The sequence below is a fragment of the Mucilaginibacter myungsuensis genome (assembly GCF_015222005.1).
Taxonomy (GTDB): Bacteria; Bacteroidota; Bacteroidia; order Sphingobacteriales; family Sphingobacteriaceae; genus Mucilaginibacter; species Mucilaginibacter myungsuensis.
The window spans coordinates 66,404-84,849 of the sequence record NZ_JADFFL010000003.1 but is presented as its reverse complement, the minus strand read 5'-3'; the positions used below and the strand labels follow the sequence as shown (position 1 = coordinate 84,849).

Here is an 18,446-nt window from a genome sequence, read left to right as displayed (position 1 = left end):
AAGATGTACCGATGAATTAACATTTTTCGGCCTTTAAGGGGTCAGGGGGTTTCGTATCTTTGCCTTTTAATAATGCAAAAACTCCGCTTGCTTTTATTGCCTATATCGCTCATTTATGGGCTGGTGGTCATCATCCGTAACTGGTGTTATGATGTGGGGTTGTTCAAAAGCACATCATTCAACCTGCCTGTCATCTCGGTAGGTAATTTGGATGTGGGCGGATCGGGCAAAACACCTATGACGGAGTATCTTATCCGTTTACTAAAACAAGACCATCAACTGGCTACCCTAAGCCGTGGTTACGGCCGCGAGACTAAGGGTTTCCGCATCGCGACGGTAAACTCGGCCGCGAGTGAGGTAGGAGATGAGCCGCTGCAACTAAAACGTAAATTCCCGGATGTGAACGTGACCGTTTGCGAGGATAGGGTAGCAGGAGCGGAACGTTTACTGGCTGATAATGATGTGATCATATTGGACGATGCCTTTCAGCACCGCGCTATTAAACCAGGCTTTAGCATCTTGTTGTTTGATTACAAGCAGATACAAAATTTCAATACGTTTTTATTACCGGCAGGTAACCGTCGCGAACCCGCACGGGGGCGCAAACGTGCCGATATTATTGTGGTGACTAAGACCCCGCGCGAAGCTGATCTTGGTGAGTTAAAGCACGTGCGCGAAAAGATCGCGCCTTATCCGCATCAGCAATTGTTCTTTGCCGGTATTCAATATCAGCCTTTGCAATTGAATGGCACCGCTACGGATATGGTCATCGATAAGGATACTACCGTTTTCTTACTGACGGGTATCGCTAATCCCTTGCTGACCATCCATCATTATCTGTCCCGTTACACGCCGCGCATCATTCATCATAAATACCCTGATCATCATCGCTTCAGCACAAAAAATATTGCTAAACTTGCCGATGAATTTGCGGTGTGCACAGCAGATAAAAAGATCATTGTGACAACAGAAAAGGATATGCAGCGTTTAGGTGAGCAGGACCTGCAAAGCCTGGTAGCAAAACTCACGATCTACACCCTGCCCATCGGTGTGGAATTTTTGAATGATGAGGGGCAACATTTTAACCAACTGATACAAAACTATGTTAGACAATATACAGCACACCGCGGCCTACATTAAGAACCGCATTGGCGATTTTAAACCCGAAGTGGGCATTATTTTAGGTACCGGCCTTGGCGGTTTGGTGACCGAAATACAAGTCGAGAAACAACTGATGTATTCTAACATCCCCGACTTTCCGATATCGACCTTAGAGTTCCACTCGGGCAAGCTGATCTTTGGTACGCTGGCCGGTAAAAAGGTAGTGGCGATGCAGGGTCGCCTGCACTATTACGAGGGTTACAATATGCAGCAGATCACCTTCCCGGTGAGGGTGATGAAGATGTTAGGCATCAAAACCTTGCTGGTATCTAACGCCAGCGGCGCGCTGAATCCCGACTTCCGCAAAGGTGACCTGATGGTGATATCAGACCACATTAACCTGCAACCTGCTAACCCGCTGATCGGCCGTAATGAGGAAGAATTAGGTCCGCGTTTCCCTGATATGAGCGAGCCTTATCAACTTGCGTTGATAGATAAAGCCTTAGATATTGCCGCGGCCAATAATATTAACTGCCATAAAGGCGTTTACGTGGCGGTTACCGGTCCTAATCTGGAAACTCGTGCCGAATATCGTTACCTGCGCATCATTGGCGGCGACGCTGTTGGGATGAGCACCGTTCCCGAAGTTATTGTGGCTAACCACATGGGTTTGCCGGTATTTGCGATATCGGTTTTGACCGATGAAGGTTTCCCCGAGACGCTGCAAAAGGTATCGATAGACGAGATCATTAAGATAGCCCAGGACGCCGAACCAAAATTGACACTGATCTTAAAAGAACTGATCGCAGGCCTTTAATGCTTAAAAAGTTTAAACACCTTGTTTTTTTATTGTTGTGCCTTAGCGGGTACGGTGCTGTTGCGCAAATAACCCCAATTATTCAGCAACAAAATCCCACCAATCCATTTGTGACAGATACGGCGCGAAGGCCTAACCCAGCGCTGAACCAAACGTCTGAACAGCAGATGGATAGCTTGCGTAAGCGCGAGGAGAATAAGCGAGATTCGATCGTGTTCAGCTCCAAATTTATCCGCGTCACCAACGAGCGCTTGCTGCGCGACGGCACAACACTGCTGCCGTTGGATACGACTCTGACCAACTTCGAGAATTACAGTCCGCTATTTCAGCCGCGCAAGCCTAAGATCGGCCTGGGCAGCTTGGGCCTGGCCCAGCGCGACCTGCTTTTTGACCCCGAAAAGCGCCTTGGATTTGATGTCGGCGTACATTTTTTGGATGCCTATATGCTTACGCCGCAGGATATCCAGTACTACGCCGCCCGCGTGGCCTATACCAACCTGCAATTGTACACGGGCGGTACCAAGGAGCAGGTTTTTAAAGCCACATTGGCACAGAACGTTAACCCCAACCTGAATATCGGCTTTAACTTTAATCTGATCGGGTCGCGGGGTTTTTATAACCGGCAGAACGTGAGCGATCTGAATGCAGCGATATTCAGTTGGTACCAGTCGCCGGGTAAGCGGTATAATTTGCTTACCAACTTCTTTTTCAATAACTTAAAAACTCCCGAGAGCGGTGGTATCCTAAATGACAGGGTGTTTATCGACGGTTCTTTTGATAAGGAACGTGAGCAGGTCCGCTTGCTTAATGCCAAGTATCAGATACTGAATAACGGCTTCTATATGAAGCAGATGTATTACATTGGCCGGATAGATAGTACCGTAACCACCACCGGCAAAAGCGAGGTGTTGCCCACCCAACGGATCACTCATAACCTGATGGTGAATACGCAACGGTATGTGTTCTCGCGCAATGGTCTCGATACGTACAGGGTGTTCCCCGACTTTTACTTTAACTCCATTAACTCGCGCGACTCGCTGGCCATGCAGGATATCCGTAACGATTTTGGCTACAGCTTCTACCTCAGGCCAAAGTCGGGAGGCTTGTTAAAGAACGAGTTAAAGCTTGATCTGGGCTTAATGCACGATCTGTACAACTACAAGCAATTTGTGAACGATTCGGTGCTGACCGCCGTCGGTAAGATCAATATGCAAAGTCAAAAACAGGCAGCAACTTTCCAGAACATCACACTGAAAGCCCGCTTGGGTTACCGCTTTAGCGACAGGCTGATCTTGGATGCCGACTTGCAACAAATAGCCCAGGGCCGTAATATAGGCGACTTTCTGTACGATTTTAAGCTAAGCCTTGCCGGCGGCCGCAAGGCGGGAAAGATCGTATTTGGGTTGTATGCACAGAATAATGCCCCGGCACTGATCGATCAAAGCTGGATATCGAACCACTTTGTGTTCAACAATACGTTCCGTAACCAAAAGATCATCAACGCTTCGTTCAACTACATTAACGATGCGTTGGAACTGGATATGAAGGCGGAGTACTTCATGATCAACGATTACCTGTACTTTGAAGCCCAACCCAACGGTATAGATGCCAAACCGGCGCAGCTTGCTGCGCCGATCAATTTGCTAAAAGTCAGCGTTGGCAAAAACCTCACCTGGAGGCGTTTCCACTTTGATAATTTTGTGGTTTACCAAAAGACCGATTATCAAAATACCCTCCGTACGCCCGAGGTTTATACTTATAGCAATCTGTACTACGGTAAAAAGTTCTTTAATGCTATAGATCTTGTTTTAGGAGGATCGGTGCGGTACAATACGCCTTACGTAGCACCGTCATACGCTGTCGGTATCGGTAAGTTCTACAACGGTGCCGATGTTACTTACAACTCTTACCCATATGTTCAGCTGTACGCTAAGGGCACGCTGCAACGCACCAACCTGTTCATTATGTATGATTATGCCAATCAGGGTTTCCAAAGCAATGGTTTCTACACGGTGAACCGTTACCCTATGCAGGACAAGATATTAAAGTTCGGTGTATCGTGGACGTTCTATAATTGATGGGAGTTGGGTCGGTGACTTGTGAATAGTGACCGGTGATCAGTGAATAGTGATCGGTATGGTTTGATGCTATTAATAACCTGTGATCAATAACCGAGTTACCTCGTCATTACCTTGATAGCGCAAGAATCACCGGTGCTTTTTACTACGCGGGTATCCATTTTACCTTTAATTCCGTTACTATAGCGGTTTTTTAGCGCTTCTACAATGCAATCGCAATAGCCTGCTTTGGCAGGTTCGGGAAGGGTTGATGAGCCGATCCTGGCATATAATTGCTGCCTTAAAGCTTTCTGTTGATAGGGTGTCCAGATGCGTATCGCCGTGTCGGACAGGCTGGTCATGCAAGATCCGTAGGCGCGTTTGGCCAACAGTTGAAGGCTATCGTTCGATATGGCTTTCAGTCCTTTAGGGAATAATCTTGTAAAACGGTTAACGATGCAGCCTGTAAATTCGCGGCGTTGTTCGGGGAGAGCTAATAAGGTGTCGGCTTGTTCTGATAGCACGTTAGTGACCTGCTGTTTGTAGGCTGGGGTCCACACAGTATCGCGAACGAACCAGCTCGAATCGGGTACAACGATGGTAGGTACCAACTGACCCGCGTTGCGATGCACCACGCCAAATATCTTCACCACCACCAAAGTGAAGGCGACGCAACCGAGCAAGATCTTAGCCGTTTGGTTCATCGGGGACAGCTGTCAATTAATAGCGAACCAATGTGCAAAAAAAACATCAAAAAAGCATCATATTTTGCAGTTTGTAACGCGTTTTTGCTGCTTTTTTTTGAGTTTGAAATTAAATTGTTCAGTGACCGGGTCATCAGTGACCAGTGATCAGGTCTTCTGTTTCTTTTTCTTCGCGGCGGGGAAAAGCACATTATTTAATATCAACCGGTAGCCGGTAGAATTTGGGTGCAGTTTAAGATCCGTCGGCGGGTCGCCGATCTGGTGCTGGTAATCTTCGGGGTCGTGGCCGCCGTAGAAGGTCCACTGGCCTTTACCATACTCGCCGTGAATGTAGCGGGCCTCGTTAGCGCTCTTCATTTCGCCCATGATCGTGACGCCCGGTTTCAGGATGCTCTTATTATAAGCGGTGGTGAGCCCCATAAAACCTTTGATCACCTTATCATGGTTTTGCGTCAGCATGCTCGGTACCACATCCCACTTGGCCGAAAAATCGAACAGAGTGAAAAAGTCTCGTGTGCGGTCCATCGTCATCATATTTCGGGTGACGTTGATATTACTGAAACGGTTACTCATGGGGTTACGATCCAGCGTAAAGTTCTGGAAGGCGAAGGTCTGACTAAAATCCAGCTTGGACTGCGCGTCAGGGTCGGCTGCATCGCCGTCGAACATGTTTTCGCAGATATCGGTATTCGCGGCCGCCAAAGCGATGTCGAAGGTATCCGTCCCCGAACACATGGCGAAAAGGAAGCCGCCGTTAGTGCAAAAATCGCGGATATGTTGGGCCACCGCCAGTTTCATTTTAGATACCTTGCTGAAACCCATTTTGGTAGCCAGGGTCTCATTGGTCTTCACATCCTCCGTGTACCATTGGGTATGCGAAAAGCCGTTGTAGAATTTGCTATACTGGCCGGTAAAATCCTCGTGGTGCAGGTGTAGCCAGTCATATTTGGTTAGGCCGCCTTTTAGCACTTCTTCATCATAAACCATATCGTAGGGGATCTCGGCGTATTTCAGTACCATGGTTACAGCATCATCCCAAGGGAGGATACTTTTTGGGGCGTACACAGCCATTTTAGGTGCTTTCTCTAACTTCACCACATCCATATTTACCGACGGGTCGGCAACTTCGGTCATGATCTGGTTCACCTGGGCATCGGCAATAACCTCGTAACTGATGCCGCGGATCTTGCACTCATCCTCAAAAGCCTTACTATATTTCAGCAGAAAACTGCCGCCCCGATAGTTCAGCAGCCAGTTCACCTCTTCGGTACGCTGCAAACTCCAAAAGGCGATGCCGTAAGCTTTCAGGTGGTCCTTTTGCGATTCGTCCATCGGCAACAGGATGCCGGTAGCTTTGGCCATAGCCGAGGTAAGTATGATGATGAGCGTTAGTAGTATCCGTTTATAAAGCGTCATTCTCAAAAATAGCGAATTTAGAGGTTAGATAATTAGAGGTTAGCGATTAGTTACAATTAACGGTTGAAGAGGCAGTGGTATTGTCCCGGCTCAGTATGGTCAATTCGGCCACATCCCTCCTTGGGGAGGGGGGCGTAAGGTTGTGTTGAAAAGGCAGGGAGGGGTTCGTCGGCTTTGCATCGCCGCTAACCCCTCCCTGCATTCGCGCACTTTCCCGACACAGCCCTCCCCAAGGAGGGAAATGGAAAACGTCTTTGGTTCCGATGCTGGCTTCGGTTTGAAACTGAAGCCAGCGAGGGGAAGGCAAGGTTTTTCCTAACCTCTATTTCTTCAACCCCAACAAACTCAACTCACTCTTGGCAGCCTTAATAACATTGCTTAATACCCCAAGGCCGGTGATATCCATCTCTACAAGGTCGCCCGGCTGTAGCCATTGGGTAGGGTAGTTAGGGTCGTTCAACAGGCCGGTGCCGTTCAGTTCTAAGAAGCAGCCGGTGCCTACCGTGCCTGAACCGATCACGTCGCCGGGCAGCACATCGCAGCCGTAGGCGCAGCGCTCAATGATCTCGGCAAAGGTCCAGTCCATGTCGGCCATATTGCCTGCTGATACCTGCTTGCCATTCACCGAGCAATTCATTTGCAAGTTGTAGGCGTTGCCCACGTGTCCCGGTTTCGGCGCGACCTTGTATCGCTCCAACTCATCAGGCGTAACCAACCATGGACCGATCACCGTACTGAAATCCTTGCCCTTGGCCGGACCAAGGTTCAGCAGCATTTCTTCCATTTGCAAGGTGCGGGCGCTCATATCGTTCATGATCATGTAACCGGCAATGTAGTCGTCAGCCTCGGCGGCGGTGAAGTTACGGCCCTTTTTGCCGATCACCACTGCTACTTCCAATTCAAAATCCAGCTTTTGGAAATGATCTGGCATACACTCGATCTCGCCCACGCCTTGTATCGCGTTATGGTTAGTGAAATAAAATATCGGGAACTGATCAAACTCGGCTATCATATCTACCTTGCGGTTGCGCCTTGCAGCCGCCACATGCTGGCGGAAGGCATAACCATCCCTGCACGATGTAGGGTGCGGAACAGGGGCCATCAACTCAAAAAACACTTCCTCCCGTGCCTGTAGCTTGCCCGACAATATATTGCCATTGATATTTTTGGCCCGTTCCATCAACTCATCGCCACCCTCTAAAAAGGCTTTCATGTTATCGGGGATCAGCTTATCGCACGAGTGGACGTTGTAGATATGCCCGTTGGCATGGATACCCAAATGCTCGCGGTCTTCGGTTTTGTAGGATACTAATTTCATGGCAGGAAATAATTGGTTGATCAAAGCTAAGTTGTTTTAACCACAAAGGGCACAAAGATTTTAACAAAGGTCACAAAGATAAAACCCAACGTTATGGTGAGCGCAGCGTGGCCATCCTCGATAGGCAGGTCGGTTTTGCATGGCGGCTCTGCTTACCGGGGATCGTCACGTCGCTGATAGAAGCTTCTCACGATGACGGTGGCCAAAAAACCTTTCTCCTTTAACTCTCACCTTTTACCTAAATTCTATGCTTGCATACTAAATAAAAATTCCGTATATTTGGATATGATCATCAGCATCAAGCGCGGATTTTATTGCTCTATGGGGTTAACCTCCATGAGTGGTTCGTCGTCATTCCGCCATGCTGTACTTTCTAAGATCATCTTGGCACAATACTAATTCTTTTGTTGTAAGGTTTTAAAGTTTGAATGTTGTAAGGTTTGAGACGCCGTAATGGTCGGAGTTGCCTTTGTTACATTGTTCTGCTATCGAAACTAATGCACATTCCGCTTGTTCAGTTTTTACCAATTAGAACTTTACAACGTTCCAACAATAAGCCAATTTATAATCCCGGAACCTTACAACGTTCCAACTTTACAACATTCTAATCCCAATTGCCATGCCTATTTACCACAAATTAGGGCAGATCCCGCATAAACGGCACACGGTTTTCCGTAAGCCCGACGGGGGATTGTATGCCGAGGAGCTAATGTCGACCGAGGGTTTTTCGAGCCTTTACTCGCTGGTGTATCACGTTTATCCTCCCACCATCGTCAAGACGCTGGGCGAGCCGTATTCGGTCGAACCCAAGATCGCCCGGGCCAAATATTTGAAGCATACCAGCCTGATCGGGTTCAATATTAAACCTGCCGACGATTACCTGGAAAGCCGTAAAGCTGTGTTGGTGAACAACGACCTGCATATCTCGCTCGCCGCCCCGCGCCACAGCATGACGGACTATTTTTTTAAGAACGCGCAAGCCGATGAGGTGATCTTTATTCACGTTGGTACGGGAACATTAAAGACTGGTTTTGGCGACATCAGATTTGGTTACGGCGATTACCTGGTCATCCCCCGCGGAACGATCTATCAGATGCAATTTGATACCGAGGATAACCGCCTGTTCATTGTAGAAAGTTTTGGGCCGGTACGCACACCGAAGCGTTATCGCAACCAATTTGGACAGTTGGCAGAACATTCTCCCTATTGCGAGCGCGATATCCGCCGCCCCGAGAACCTGCAAACGCACGATGAGAAAGGCGACTTTAAGATCCTGATCAAAAAGCAAGGCCTCATCTATCCGTACACCTACGGCACCCATCCGTTCGACTTTATCGGTTGGGACGGCTTTCATTACCCATGGGCGTTCTCCATACACGATTTTGAACCCATCACCGGGCGACTGCACCAACCACCGCCGGTACATCAAACTTTCGACGGGCATAATTTTGTGCTGTGCAGCTTTGTTCCGCGCAAGTTCGACTATCATCCTGACAGCATCCCCGCGCCGTATAATCACAGCAATGTAGACAGCGACGAGGTGCTTTACTACGTAGACGGCGATTTTATGAGCCGAAAGAACGTAGTGAAAGGACAGATCACTCTGCACCCGGCCGGCATCCCGCATGGTCCACACCCGGGTTCGGTAGAAAAGTCGATAGGGAAGGAAAAGACCGAGGAGTTGGCGGTGATGATAGATCCTTTCCACCCGCTGATGCTGACCGAGGATGCGGTAGGGATAGAGGATGAGAGGTATTATCATAGTTGGGCGGAGTGACCCCTCCTAACCTCCCCGAAGGGGAAGAACAGAAATTCCGATCCCTCCTTGAGGAGGGGCGCGAGAGGACTGAGCGTGAGGAGGGAGGGGTTAGCCATTATGCAAAGCGACGAAACCCCTCCCTGCCTTTTCAACACCGGCAGCCGCACCCCTCCCCAGGGAGGGATCGGGAATTAAAATATAAACGAACACCTTGTCATTGCGAGGAGCGAAGGCAATGTGCGCTGGGGCGACGCGGCAATCTCAGAGGACATTCAATGAGGACCTGCCTATGGGATTGCCACGCTATCGCTCGCAATGACAAAATTTAAAACACAAAAACAATGGACACCTTAATAGCAGAAAATAAAAGAACCCAAACCACCAACGATTTCCTTCCATTGAACGGCACCGACCACGTGGAGTTTTACGTGGGTAACGCCAAGCAAGCGGCGCATTTTTATAAAACGGCCTTCGGCTTCCAGAGCCTGGCCTATGCCGGTCCAGAGACGGGCGTAAGGGACAGGGCATCGTACGTGTTACAACAGGATAAGATCCGCCTGGTGCTGACCACGCCGTTGCATTCGGATCATCTGATATCCGAGCATATTAAAAAACATGGCGACGGCGTAAAGGTATTGGCCATTTGGGTGGACGATGCTTACGATGCTTTTGAGCAGACCACCAAGCGCGGCGCCGAGCCTTACCAACAACCACAGACTTTAAAAGACGAGTTTGGCGAGGTGCGTACAAGCGGTATCAAATTGTATGGCGATACGGTGCATTTATTCGTCGAAAGGAAAAATTACAATGGTGTTTTTTTGCCGGGCTACCAAAAGTGGGAGAGTAACTATAATCCAACGGATACCGGCTTGCTGTACATTGACCATTGCGTGGGCAATGTAGGCTGGCACAAGATGAATGATTGGGTGAATTTTTATGAAGAGGTGATGGGCTTTAAGAACATCCTCACGTTCGATGATAAGATGATATCGACCGAATATTCGGCCCTGATGAGTAAGGTGATGAGCAATGGCAACGGCTATGTGAAATTCCCGATCAACGAGCCGGCCGAGGGTAAAAAGAAAAGCCAGATAGAAGAGTACCTGGAGTTTTACGAGGGCGAAGGCGTACAGCACCTTGCCTTAGCCACCCACGACATCGTTAAAACCGTGACCGCCTTAAAAGAACGTGGCATCGATTTCCTGACCGTACCGACCACCTATTACGACGAACTAACCGACCGCGTAGGCCACATAGACGAGGACCTGGGGCCACTAAAAGAATTGGGCATTTTGGTGGATCGCGATGAGGAGGGCTATCTGCTACAGATCTTCACCAAACCGGTAGAGGACAGGCCGACGGTATTTTTCGAGATCATCCAGCGTAAAGGCGCAAGATCTTTTGGGGCCGGGAATTTTAAAGCGCTTTTTGAGGCGATAGAAAGGGAGCAGGAGTTGAGGGGGAATCTTTAATAAGGAATGCGAAAGGCGATCCCGATAGCTATCGGGAGCCAATTGCGAAATGATCTTCTAAGATCCCTCCTTGGGGAGGGGAGCAGTGGCTTGTGCTGAAAAGGCAGGGAGGGGTTAACCATTATGCATCGTGGCTAGCCCCTCCCTGCTACCGCTCATTCCTTACCCGCCCCTCCCCAAGGAGGGATTTTGAAGAACGCAGAAGCTTACTCCTCCAACACCGACAATATATTCCCGGCCGGATCGGTGAACCAGGCGATGGCCGGGCCTTGTTCGCCGCGGGAGATGCCTTTGGCGTCGGTCTTGATGTATTCGGTGTTATATTGCTCGAATTTAACGCCTTTGGCGATGAGCGCGTCGACGGCTTTTTCGATATCGTCGACAGGGAAATTGAGGATGGTGAACGTGGCCGGCTGATGATCTGGCTTGGGGTAGACCATAATGTCGCTGTCATTACCCGAAATTTTGATACCAAGTATGGGCATACCCATTTCATCGTTACGACTAACGGTCAGGCCAAGGGTTTCGCTATAAAATTTCTGAGCGGCCTCGGGATCATTGACCGAAAATCCGCTGAATGCTTTGGTGTCTTTGAACATATTCTGTAGGTTTATATAGATATATAACCTGCAGATGATGAGATGGTTTGCCTTATATTAAACTGACACCACCAATAAGGTTGGTCTCGCGGGCAATAATGTCGGCAACACTGGTCTCGCTTAATATCTTCAGCGTCGCGTCGCGAACTTCAACAAACACATCGCGTATGCCGCAGGTGGTCTCCTGGTGGCATTCATCGCAACGGTGGTAAAAGTTCAAGCTGGCGCAAGGCACCATGGCAATCGGGCCGTCGGTAATGCGAAGTATGTTAACCAGGAATATCTCTTTGGGGTCTTTATTAAGGCTGTAACCGCCGCCTGCACCTTTTTTGCTGTACAAGTAACCGGCATTGCGAAGATCAAGCAGTATCTGCTCCAGGAATTTTTTTGGTATTTTTTCCTGTTCGGCTATCCATGAGATCTGTAGTGGCGGTTTGTCCCTATGTTTGCCCAGTATCACTAATGCCTTAATGGCATATTTGGTTTTTTTGGAAAGCATTTGCGCGTTTAAACAGCAAAGTTATAGATAAAATGCCAAGTGCGACCCAAATATTCTGAAAAAATTAGTTTGTCGATGGTTTTAATGTGATAAGTGGGTTTTGGCAGGTTTTTGTTGGGTTGGAGACACTAAGGGGTATGGTGAAGTAATTATGGCTCGGCGTGACCCCTTATCAAAAGTTATAGCAATTTGCACGACCATTGTTCTCCCCTAATTTAGGGAAATACCACGGACCCTGCTTTAGCAGTACCTTTGATAACGGGTAATACGTAGCAGGTCTTATCGCTCGGCTTGACCCCTTATCAAAAGTTATAGCAATTTGCACTACTATTGGTTTCCCCTAAATTAGTGGAAGACCACGGACCCTGCTTTAGAAGTACCTTTGATAAAGGGTAAAATAGATCATACAGACCTTTAAACATCGCCCCAAAACACAAACCACGCCCAACTGTTGAACCATTTATGAAAGCGACATTACAACAAAGCAAATTTCAATTCGTGCCATTTATATTGAGCATATTGATCACGTTGGCTATCGGTTTTGTGGCCTCTAAGTTCACCACGCCCGAGATACCGACCTGGTACACCACCATCCAAAAGCCATCGTTCAACCCGCCTAATTGGCTGTTCGGCCCGGTGTGGACGCTGTTGTATATCATGATCGCCATATCGGCCTACCTGGTTTGGAAACGCCGCGACGGATCGGAATTGTACAGTACAGCGCGCTCGGTCTACATCATTCAGCTGGCTCTGAATTTCAGTTGGTCAATCGTTTTCTTCGGGATGCACCAGATCCTTGGCGCATTGGTAGTGATCGTGCTGTTATGGGTGAGCATTGTGGCGACGATGTATTATTTTAACAAGTTCAGTAAGGTAGCCTGTTGGATGCTGCTGCCGTATTTGCTGTGGGTGAGCTTTGCCACGGCCTTAAATACGGCCATCTATTTACTGAACCGTTAAAATGTTTAAATTAGGGGCAGGTTATCAACCGCACATCAACCATGGGTAAACGTACGTTTCTGATCTTATCGCTGCTCGCTTTAGGCTTTTTGGCCAAGGCCGATACCATCACTATTAAGCATTTTATCATCAAGGATAATCCATTCGGAAAGAACCAGATGGCGATCGTAGCAACCGACACGCTCAACAACACCTTAGAGAACGTGAACGGCGATTTCAGCTTCACCGTCAATGGTTTTGATCAGCTGCTGGCTTTCCACAACGGCGTAGCGTTTTATCCGCCTAAGATCGAGAAATCGATATTCCTGTACATCCGTCACCATAACGATGCGGGGACGGTATCTAAACTTTACTACGTTTACAAGAACAACGATAAACTGCTGCCCTTCCACATCAGCTGGGGCTGGCTGGTGGTGATCCCGTTAGGGCTGATCCTGATCGGTTACCTGTTCAAACGGTTGATCATCATCGCGGCGATCGTATTTGTGATCTTCTTCTTCTTTAACCATTACAACGGATTGGATATCGGGACCTTCTTCCAGAGTATTGTGGATGGGTTGAAGAGTTTGTTTTAGACCGCTGAGGTTTTATCTTCTCGCTGATGCCGCTGATGATGGGGTAGTGTTATAATGATACCACCAGCCCCAACGCCACAATAGCCGGCAAAGCCTGCGTATAAAATATCTTTTTACTGGCCGAGAAAGCCCCATACAATCCCGCTACAACAACACAACTTAAAAAAAAGATAGCTACATTTTTTTGCCATGCCGGATCGCTGATCATAAAACTCCAGATCAAACCCGCAGCAAGGAAGCCGTTGTAGAGACCTTGATTAGCAGCCAAACCTTTGGTCGGTTTAAACAACTCATCGGGGAGGGCATTTTTAAAGGTCTTTTTGCCGACGGTCTCCCAGGCGAACATTTCCATCCAAAGGATATAGATGTGTTCGATAGCCACAAGGGCGGTAAATATTTTGGCTAAGAGGGTGATAGTGCTTTGCATAGATGCGTAATTGGTTAGGCTAAGATAGGATCTTTTCTTTCTCCTTCTCTTTTTTTCCGACAGCGGTTTGGCTTCGGGTGAGGCGGCCAATGCATTTGGTATGTGCGGTACGGGCAATTGGCCGCTTGCAGGGGAATGCCCTGTGTGTAGAAGCATTAGCGCTGTCTTGATTTTGGTTCTTTCTATCAAGAGAAAGAACGACGCATGCAAAGTCGTCGGCTTAACTAAACAACCCCTATCTTTACCTCCATGAACGACGTCATCGGACAAGCCATCTACGACTACCACCACAAAGTAGGCAAACACAAACTTTGGATCCTGAACCAATACGGTCCCAAAGAAGAGATGCCGGTAGAGGCCTATTTTCGTACCGAAGACGATATGCCCGACATGGAATGGCACGCCCTGAACGAATGCCGGGGCCGCGTGCTGGACATTGGTGCCGCCGCGGGTTGCCATAGTCTGCTTTTGCAGGAGCGTAATTACGACGTTACCGCGATGGATATTTCCCCGTTAGCCGTACAGGTGATGAGCGAGCGCGGCATCGTCAAAACCATAGCGGCTGATATCTACCGCTATCAGCATGAGCAATTTGATACCTTATTTCTGCTAATGAACGGCATCGGTCTGGCCGGCACCATCGAGGGTTTGAAACTACTCTTAGAACACTTCAAGCTCCTGCTAAAACCAGGAGGGCAGATCCTATTCGATTCATCCGACATTACCTACCTATATGAGGGCGCCGAAAAACCCACCGTCCGCTACTACGGCGAGGTCAGCTACCAATATCAATACAAAGGCAAAAAGACCGACTGGTTCAACTGGCTTTACGTAGATGAACACACCATGCAACAAATAGCCACCGAATGCGGGTATAAAATGGAGGTTTTGCTGGAAGATGAGTATGGGCAGTATTTGGGGAGGTTGACCTTTTAATTATTAGATTTGAGTAAATGAAAGTCGACCTGAATTATCCTATTGTCTTATTTCGCAAGAATGACAACATGATCTATGTGTTTTTCAATGACAAAGATTTTAAGTCGACCAACGAAGAATTATTAAAAAAGATCGATCATAAAGATCTGGAAGTTATAGATAGTTCGGGGCTCAAATACAAGATCGATAGAGCGTATAAGGTCAAATATCTTGGGTTATGGGGATTTAGCCTTCTTCTAAAAGGAAGGCAGATATTGATCGACTATGATTTCAACACTATCGTAGAGCAACTGTCATTGGAGAATTTCAAGGCAGAGATCATTAAACGACTCGAGAAGAAGAAGGGCTTTTGGAGTTCGGCTTGGAGCCTGAAAGAGTTAAAACAAGTTATAGCTAATTGTTCAAGTTTTGCAGAAATAATGAGTCTTTTAAAGTAAGGTCTGCTACCCGGAGTCTCTGACTCTCCCTCCAAAAACAAGGGGCGCACTGATCGGTAACGCCCCTCTCTCTCAAAATTAGGAATTAACTATTAGCAAAGACGCAGTCCTATGCCTCCCTGCTCATAAACTCTTTATATGCTGGCGTACGCGTATCGCGTGTGCCCCGCTTGCTTAGTCCGCATTAGCCCTGAACATCAGCGCACCCACCGTCAAATTGGTGCGGCTGTCAATAATGATAGCGCGGCCGTTAGCTTTATTCTGTTGATAAAGGTCAAAAGCCAAAGGCTCGGCGGTTTTCACTATAATGCGGCCAATGTCGTTCAGTTTAAAATCTTCGTCGCTGTAGATCTTCTCTAAGGTATTGATCTGCACTTTGTACAATATCTCGCTGATCTTGCAGCGGGTTACCTTGCTGTTATGTTGGATCAGGTAGGTCAGCGTGGTATCCATCGGTTTGGTATCCATCCAGCACAGGTCGGCCTCGATCAGTTGCGACACCAACGGCGGCTGATCGCTCTTCACCAAAATATCCCCGCGACTAATATCGATCTCGTCCTTCAAATGCAGTGTAACCGACATACCGGCAATGGCCTCCTCTGGCTGTGTATCGAACAATTCGATACGCTCCAACGTAGATGTAAAGCCTGACGGCAATACTGTCACCGCGTCATTCACCGCAAAGGAACCACTCAATACCTTACCGGCATAACCGCGGTAGTCATGCAGTTCTTCGGTTTGCGGGCGTACTACCCATTGTACGGGCATGCGGGTGTAGTTGCTATCCTCGCCCGGGTGAGGTTCCACGGTCTCCAAATGCTCCAGCACAGCCGGGCCTTGGTACCAGGTCATCCTTACGGAAGGGTATTTAATATTATCACCTTTCAACGCGCTCACCGGGATGTATTGCACATCGCTCAGTTGCAGTTTCTCAGTTATCTGCGTTTTATAATCGGCTACGATCTTGTCAAAGATCGACTCGTCATAGTCCACCATATCCATCTTGTTTACCGCAACGATCACATGCGGTATCGCCAATAACGACACCAGGAATGAGTGGCGGATGGTCTGCTCGATCACACCTTTACGGGCATCGATCAAAATGATGGCTAAGCCCGCGTTCGATGCACCGGTCACCATGTTGCGGGTGTATTGGATATGGCCGGGCGTATCGGCAATAATGAACTTGCGTTTCTCCGTCTGGAAGTATTTATAGGCCACATCAATGGTGATGCCCTGCTCGCGTTCGGCTTTCAGTCCATCGGTCAGGATGGCCAGGTCGATAGTGCCGTCGTCGTTCTTGCGGTTGCTCTTTTGCAGGGCCTCTAACTGGTCCTCTAATATAGAATCTGTATCGTACAGCAAACGGCCGATCAGCGTGCTTTTGCCATCGTCTACACTGCCGGCGGTTAAAAATTTTAAAATGTTCATGTTAAAAATAGCCCCCTTTCTTGCGGTCTTCCATGGCGGCTTCGCTCACCTTATCGTCCATACGCGCGCCACGCTCGCTGATCTTGCTGGCGCTTATCTCGTTAATAATATCGTCTATCTCAAAAGCGTACGATTCTACCGCCGCCGTGCAGCTCATATCGCCCACGGTACGGAAACGCACATTTTTGCGGTAAACCGTATCTTCATCATCCATATTTAAAAATGGCGATGCGGCCATCAGCTGGCCGTTCCGTACGATCACATCGCGCTCATGGGCAAAGTAAATGCTTGGCAACGGGATATTCTCTCGGCGGATATAGTTCCACACGTCCAGCTCCGTCCAGTTACTGATCGGGAACACACGCACGTTCTCGCCCTTTTGGATCTTACCGTTGTACAGATCCCACAATTCAGGTCGCTGACTTTTAGGGTTCCACTGACCAAATTCGTCACGCACACTAAATACACGCTCCTTAGCGCGGGCTTTCTCCTCGTCGCGGCGGGCACCACCTATACAAGAATCAAATTCATGCTTAGCGATGGTGTTCAGCAAGGTCACGGTTTGCAGTTGGTTGCGGCTGGCGTTCTTGCCCTTCTGCTCTACCACGCGACCTTTGTCAATATCATCCTGCACATAACCAACGATCAGCTTTTCCCCAATGCGGGCTATCATATCGTCCCGGTATTGGATCGTCTCCTCAAAATTATGCCCCGTATCTATATGCACAAGCGGGAACGGGAACTTACCCGGCCGAAAAGCCTTCTCGGCCAAACGCACCAACGTGATCGAATCCTTCCCACCCGAGAACAGCAGCGCAGGCTTCTCGAACTGCCCGGCCACCTCCCGCAATATATGGATGGCCTCCGCCTCCAACTCGTCCAAATGATCCAATTGTCTACTCATTTATATTTTGTTTGTCCCTTTTCTTATCCTCTAATTCTATCAATGACAGCGCAGCGAATGACTCAATGACGCCGAAGGCATAATGCCCCAATTAGGGCGATGCCTTTGGCCCAGGCTATCCGCTCATACGCCTGCAGGCATTACGCTCAGGGCCGGTATCCGCTACTATCCCTATCGCGGAGAAACCTTTTTTGTACCCCGCACGTCATTGCTTCGTTCCTCGCAATGACGTGCGGGGTTATCACCAATGACCCAATGACAGCGTAGCGAATGACCTAATGACATTAACTCACACCCTTCGTCACCAACGGTTCCACCTCCTCATGAGCCGCATCCGTACTATGCAAGCCACATTCCTTTTTACTCTGGTCTTCCCACCACCATCTTCCTGCTCTAAAATCCTCTCCCGGCTGTACAGCGCGAGTACAAGGCGCGCAGCCGATGCTTGGGAAACCACGGTCATGCAGTGTATTGTATGGTACATTATTCTCCCTGATATATTGCTTTACCTGATCAAGATCCCAATCAAATATCGGGTGGAATTTTACCAGGTTATTGCCCTCGTCCCATTCCACATTTTCCATATCATGCCTATTGGCCGACTGCTCGGCACGGATACCCGTGATCCAGCATTGGTTGCCTGCCAAGGCACGTTTCAATGGCTCTATCTTACGGATGTTACAGCACTCCTTACGGTTATCTACCGACTCGTAAAAACTATTCGGCCCTTTGGCACTCACCATTTGCTGAACTTTATCCGCATTTGGAAAGTAAGCCTCGATGCCTTTGCCGTACATCTCCAGGGTGCGGTTCCAAACGTAATAGGTCTCAGGGAACAATCGCCCGGTCTCTAACGTGAACACCTTGATAGGGATATTATTAGCAAAAATCATATGTGTGATCACCTGATCCTCCCAGCCAAAACTGGTCGAAAAGACAATCTGTCCTGCAAATGCATCCGCCAATACTTTCAGCGCCTCAACGGGCGAAAGTCCGGCAGTTAGTTGTTTAATATGTTCTGTTCTGATGTTCAT

Annotated in this window: 18 protein-coding genes; 9 read left to right on the top strand and 9 right to left on the bottom strand. The window is 48.4% G+C overall.

Features of this window, described 5'->3' with window-relative positions; translation table 11 throughout:
• Positions 1-72 precede the first annotated feature (72 nt).
• The 3 genes from lpxK (at position 73) to IRJ16_RS07860 (ending at position 3,996) form a co-directional block, all read left to right on the top strand.
• Positions 73-1,140 (top strand): tetraacyldisaccharide 4'-kinase, encoded by a 1,068-nt coding sequence (gene lpxK / locus IRJ16_RS07870; RefSeq protein ID WP_194111008.1) that lies wholly within the window; start codon positions 73-75, stop codon positions 1,138-1,140.
• Positions 1,103-1,918, top strand: coding sequence for a purine-nucleoside phosphorylase (locus IRJ16_RS07865; protein WP_194111007.1), 816 nt, complete (start codon positions 1,103-1,105; stop codon positions 1,916-1,918). Before lpxK ends, IRJ16_RS07865 begins: the two co-directional genes overlap by 38 nt.
• Before the next feature lie 110 nt (positions 1,919-2,028).
• The gene (locus tag IRJ16_RS07860; RefSeq protein ID WP_194111006.1) at positions 2,029-3,996 is read left to right on the top strand and encodes a putative porin; all 1,968 of its coding nucleotides are present in this window, start codon (positions 2,029-2,031) and stop codon (positions 3,994-3,996) included.
• 98 nt (positions 3,997-4,094) lie between these two features.
• On the opposite strand, the gene IRJ16_RS07855 is transcribed toward IRJ16_RS07860, so the two are convergent.
• From IRJ16_RS07855 to IRJ16_RS07845, 3 genes are all read right to left on the bottom strand, one after another.
• Positions 4,095-4,679 (bottom strand): hypothetical protein, encoded by a 585-nt coding sequence (locus tag IRJ16_RS07855; protein ID WP_194111005.1) that lies wholly within the window; start codon positions 4,677-4,679, stop codon positions 4,095-4,097.
• A gap of 147 nt (positions 4,680-4,826) precedes the next feature.
• Positions 4,827-6,095, bottom strand: a complete 1,269-nt coding sequence (locus IRJ16_RS07850) for an asparagine synthetase B (protein WP_194111004.1) — start codon at positions 6,093-6,095, stop codon at positions 4,827-4,829.
• 322 nt (positions 6,096-6,417) lie between these two features.
• Positions 6,418-7,413, bottom strand: a complete 996-nt coding sequence (locus IRJ16_RS07845) for a fumarylacetoacetate hydrolase family protein (RefSeq protein WP_194111003.1) — start codon at positions 7,411-7,413, stop codon at positions 6,418-6,420.
• A 619-nt stretch (positions 7,414-8,032) separates the two neighbouring features.
• On the opposite strand from IRJ16_RS07845, the gene IRJ16_RS07840 reads away from it, so the two are divergent.
• Both IRJ16_RS07840 and hppD read left to right on the top strand, forming a co-directional pair.
• Positions 8,033-9,190, top strand: coding sequence for a homogentisate 1,2-dioxygenase (locus IRJ16_RS07840; RefSeq protein WP_194111002.1), 1,158 nt, complete (start codon positions 8,033-8,035; stop codon positions 9,188-9,190).
• 323 nt (positions 9,191-9,513) lie between these two features.
• Positions 9,514-10,644 (top strand): 4-hydroxyphenylpyruvate dioxygenase, encoded by a 1,131-nt coding sequence (gene hppD / locus IRJ16_RS07835; RefSeq protein WP_194111001.1) that lies wholly within the window; start codon positions 9,514-9,516, stop codon positions 10,642-10,644.
• Positions 10,645-10,850: 206 nt separating this feature from the next.
• On the opposite strand, the gene IRJ16_RS07830 is transcribed toward hppD, so the two are convergent.
• Both IRJ16_RS07830 and IRJ16_RS07825 read right to left on the bottom strand, forming a co-directional pair.
• Entirely contained in the window at positions 10,851-11,243 is a 393-nt protein-coding gene (locus tag IRJ16_RS07830) for a VOC family protein (protein ID WP_194111000.1), read from the bottom strand.
• Between the two features lie 52 nt (positions 11,244-11,295).
• The gene (locus tag IRJ16_RS07825; RefSeq protein WP_194110999.1) at positions 11,296-11,742 is read right to left on the bottom strand and encodes an RrF2 family transcriptional regulator; all 447 of its coding nucleotides are present in this window, start codon (positions 11,740-11,742) and stop codon (positions 11,296-11,298) included.
• Between the two features lie 462 nt (positions 11,743-12,204).
• On the opposite strand from IRJ16_RS07825, the gene IRJ16_RS07820 reads away from it, so the two are divergent.
• Together IRJ16_RS07820 and IRJ16_RS07815 are read left to right on the top strand one after the other, a co-directional pair.
• Positions 12,205-12,702: a TspO/MBR family protein gene (locus IRJ16_RS07820; RefSeq protein ID WP_194110998.1), complete on the top strand. Its 498-nt coding sequence runs from the start codon at positions 12,205-12,207 to the stop codon at positions 12,700-12,702.
• Positions 12,703-12,743: 41 nt separating this feature from the next.
• Positions 12,744-13,277: a hypothetical protein gene (locus IRJ16_RS07815; RefSeq protein WP_194110997.1), complete on the top strand. Its 534-nt coding sequence runs from the start codon at positions 12,744-12,746 to the stop codon at positions 13,275-13,277.
• 49 nt (positions 13,278-13,326) lie between these two features.
• Here IRJ16_RS07815 and IRJ16_RS07810 read toward each other — a convergent pair whose 3' ends face one another.
• Positions 13,327-13,860: a DUF1304 domain-containing protein gene (locus IRJ16_RS07810; RefSeq protein WP_228079950.1), complete on the bottom strand. Its 534-nt coding sequence runs from the start codon at positions 13,858-13,860 to the stop codon at positions 13,327-13,329.
• A gap of 93 nt (positions 13,861-13,953) precedes the next feature.
• On the opposite strand from IRJ16_RS07810, the gene IRJ16_RS07805 reads away from it, so the two are divergent.
• Together IRJ16_RS07805 and IRJ16_RS07800 are read left to right on the top strand one after the other, a co-directional pair.
• Positions 13,954-14,640 carry a class I SAM-dependent methyltransferase gene (locus IRJ16_RS07805; RefSeq protein WP_194110996.1) on the top strand — a complete coding sequence of 229 codons (687 nt, stop codon included), beginning with the start codon at positions 13,954-13,956 and terminating at the stop codon, positions 14,638-14,640.
• Between the two features lie 17 nt (positions 14,641-14,657).
• Positions 14,658-15,077, top strand: coding sequence for a hypothetical protein (locus IRJ16_RS07800; protein WP_194110995.1), 420 nt, complete (start codon positions 14,658-14,660; stop codon positions 15,075-15,077).
• A 174-nt stretch (positions 15,078-15,251) separates the two neighbouring features.
• On the opposite strand, the gene IRJ16_RS07795 is transcribed toward IRJ16_RS07800, so the two are convergent.
• The 3 genes from IRJ16_RS07795 to IRJ16_RS07785 all read right to left on the bottom strand — a co-directional run bounded on the left by IRJ16_RS07795 (position 15,252) and on the right by IRJ16_RS07785 (position 18,446).
• Positions 15,252-16,508, bottom strand: a complete 1,257-nt coding sequence (locus IRJ16_RS07795; protein ID WP_194110994.1) for a sulfate adenylyltransferase subunit 1 — start codon at positions 16,506-16,508, stop codon at positions 15,252-15,254.
• Between the two features lies 1 nt (position 16,509).
• Positions 16,510-17,412, bottom strand: a complete 903-nt coding sequence (gene cysD, locus IRJ16_RS07790) for a sulfate adenylyltransferase subunit CysD (protein WP_194110993.1) — start codon at positions 17,410-17,412, stop codon at positions 16,510-16,512.
• 284 nt (positions 17,413-17,696) lie between these two features.
• Positions 17,697-18,446 carry a phosphoadenylyl-sulfate reductase gene (locus IRJ16_RS07785; RefSeq protein WP_194110992.1) on the bottom strand — a complete coding sequence of 250 codons (750 nt, stop codon included), beginning with the start codon at positions 18,444-18,446 and terminating at the stop codon, positions 17,697-17,699.

Coding starts and splice junctions, on each gene's coding strand:
- lpxK (WP_194111008.1), top strand. CDS start 73: ATGCAAAAACTCCGCTTGCTTTTATTGCCTATATCGCTCATTTATGGG.
- IRJ16_RS07865 (WP_194111007.1), top strand. CDS start 1,103: ATGTTAGACAATATACAGCACACCGCGGCCTACATTAAGAACCGCATT.
- IRJ16_RS07855 (WP_194111005.1), bottom strand. CDS start 4,679: ATGAACCAAACGGCTAAGATCTTGCTCGGTTGCGTCGCCTTCACTTTG.
- IRJ16_RS07850 (WP_194111004.1), bottom strand. CDS start 6,095: ATGACGCTTTATAAACGGATACTACTAACGCTCATCATCATACTTACC.
- IRJ16_RS07845 (WP_194111003.1), bottom strand. CDS start 7,413: ATGAAATTAGTATCCTACAAAACCGAAGACCGCGAGCATTTGGGTATC.
- IRJ16_RS07840 (WP_194111002.1), top strand. CDS start 8,033: ATGCCTATTTACCACAAATTAGGGCAGATCCCGCATAAACGGCACACG.
- hppD (WP_194111001.1), top strand. CDS start 9,514: ATGGACACCTTAATAGCAGAAAATAAAAGAACCCAAACCACCAACGAT.
- IRJ16_RS07830 (WP_194111000.1), bottom strand. CDS start 11,243: ATGTTCAAAGACACCAAAGCATTCAGCGGATTTTCGGTCAATGATCCC.
- IRJ16_RS07825 (WP_194110999.1), bottom strand. CDS start 11,742: ATGCTTTCCAAAAAAACCAAATATGCCATTAAGGCATTAGTGATACTG.
- IRJ16_RS07820 (WP_194110998.1), top strand. CDS start 12,205: ATGAAAGCGACATTACAACAAAGCAAATTTCAATTCGTGCCATTTATA.
- IRJ16_RS07815 (WP_194110997.1), top strand. CDS start 12,744: ATGGGTAAACGTACGTTTCTGATCTTATCGCTGCTCGCTTTAGGCTTT.
- IRJ16_RS07810 (WP_228079950.1), bottom strand. CDS start 13,860: ATGCTTCTACACACAGGGCATTCCCCTGCAAGCGGCCAATTGCCCGTA.
- IRJ16_RS07805 (WP_194110996.1), top strand. CDS start 13,954: ATGAACGACGTCATCGGACAAGCCATCTACGACTACCACCACAAAGTA.
- IRJ16_RS07800 (WP_194110995.1), top strand. CDS start 14,658: ATGAAAGTCGACCTGAATTATCCTATTGTCTTATTTCGCAAGAATGAC.
- IRJ16_RS07795 (WP_194110994.1), bottom strand. CDS start 16,508: ATGAACATTTTAAAATTTTTAACCGCCGGCAGTGTAGACGATGGCAAA.
- cysD (WP_194110993.1), bottom strand. CDS start 17,412: ATGAGTAGACAATTGGATCATTTGGACGAGTTGGAGGCGGAGGCCATC.
- IRJ16_RS07785 (WP_194110992.1), bottom strand. CDS start 18,446: ATGAACATCAGAACAGAACATATTAAACAACTAACTGCCGGACTTTCG.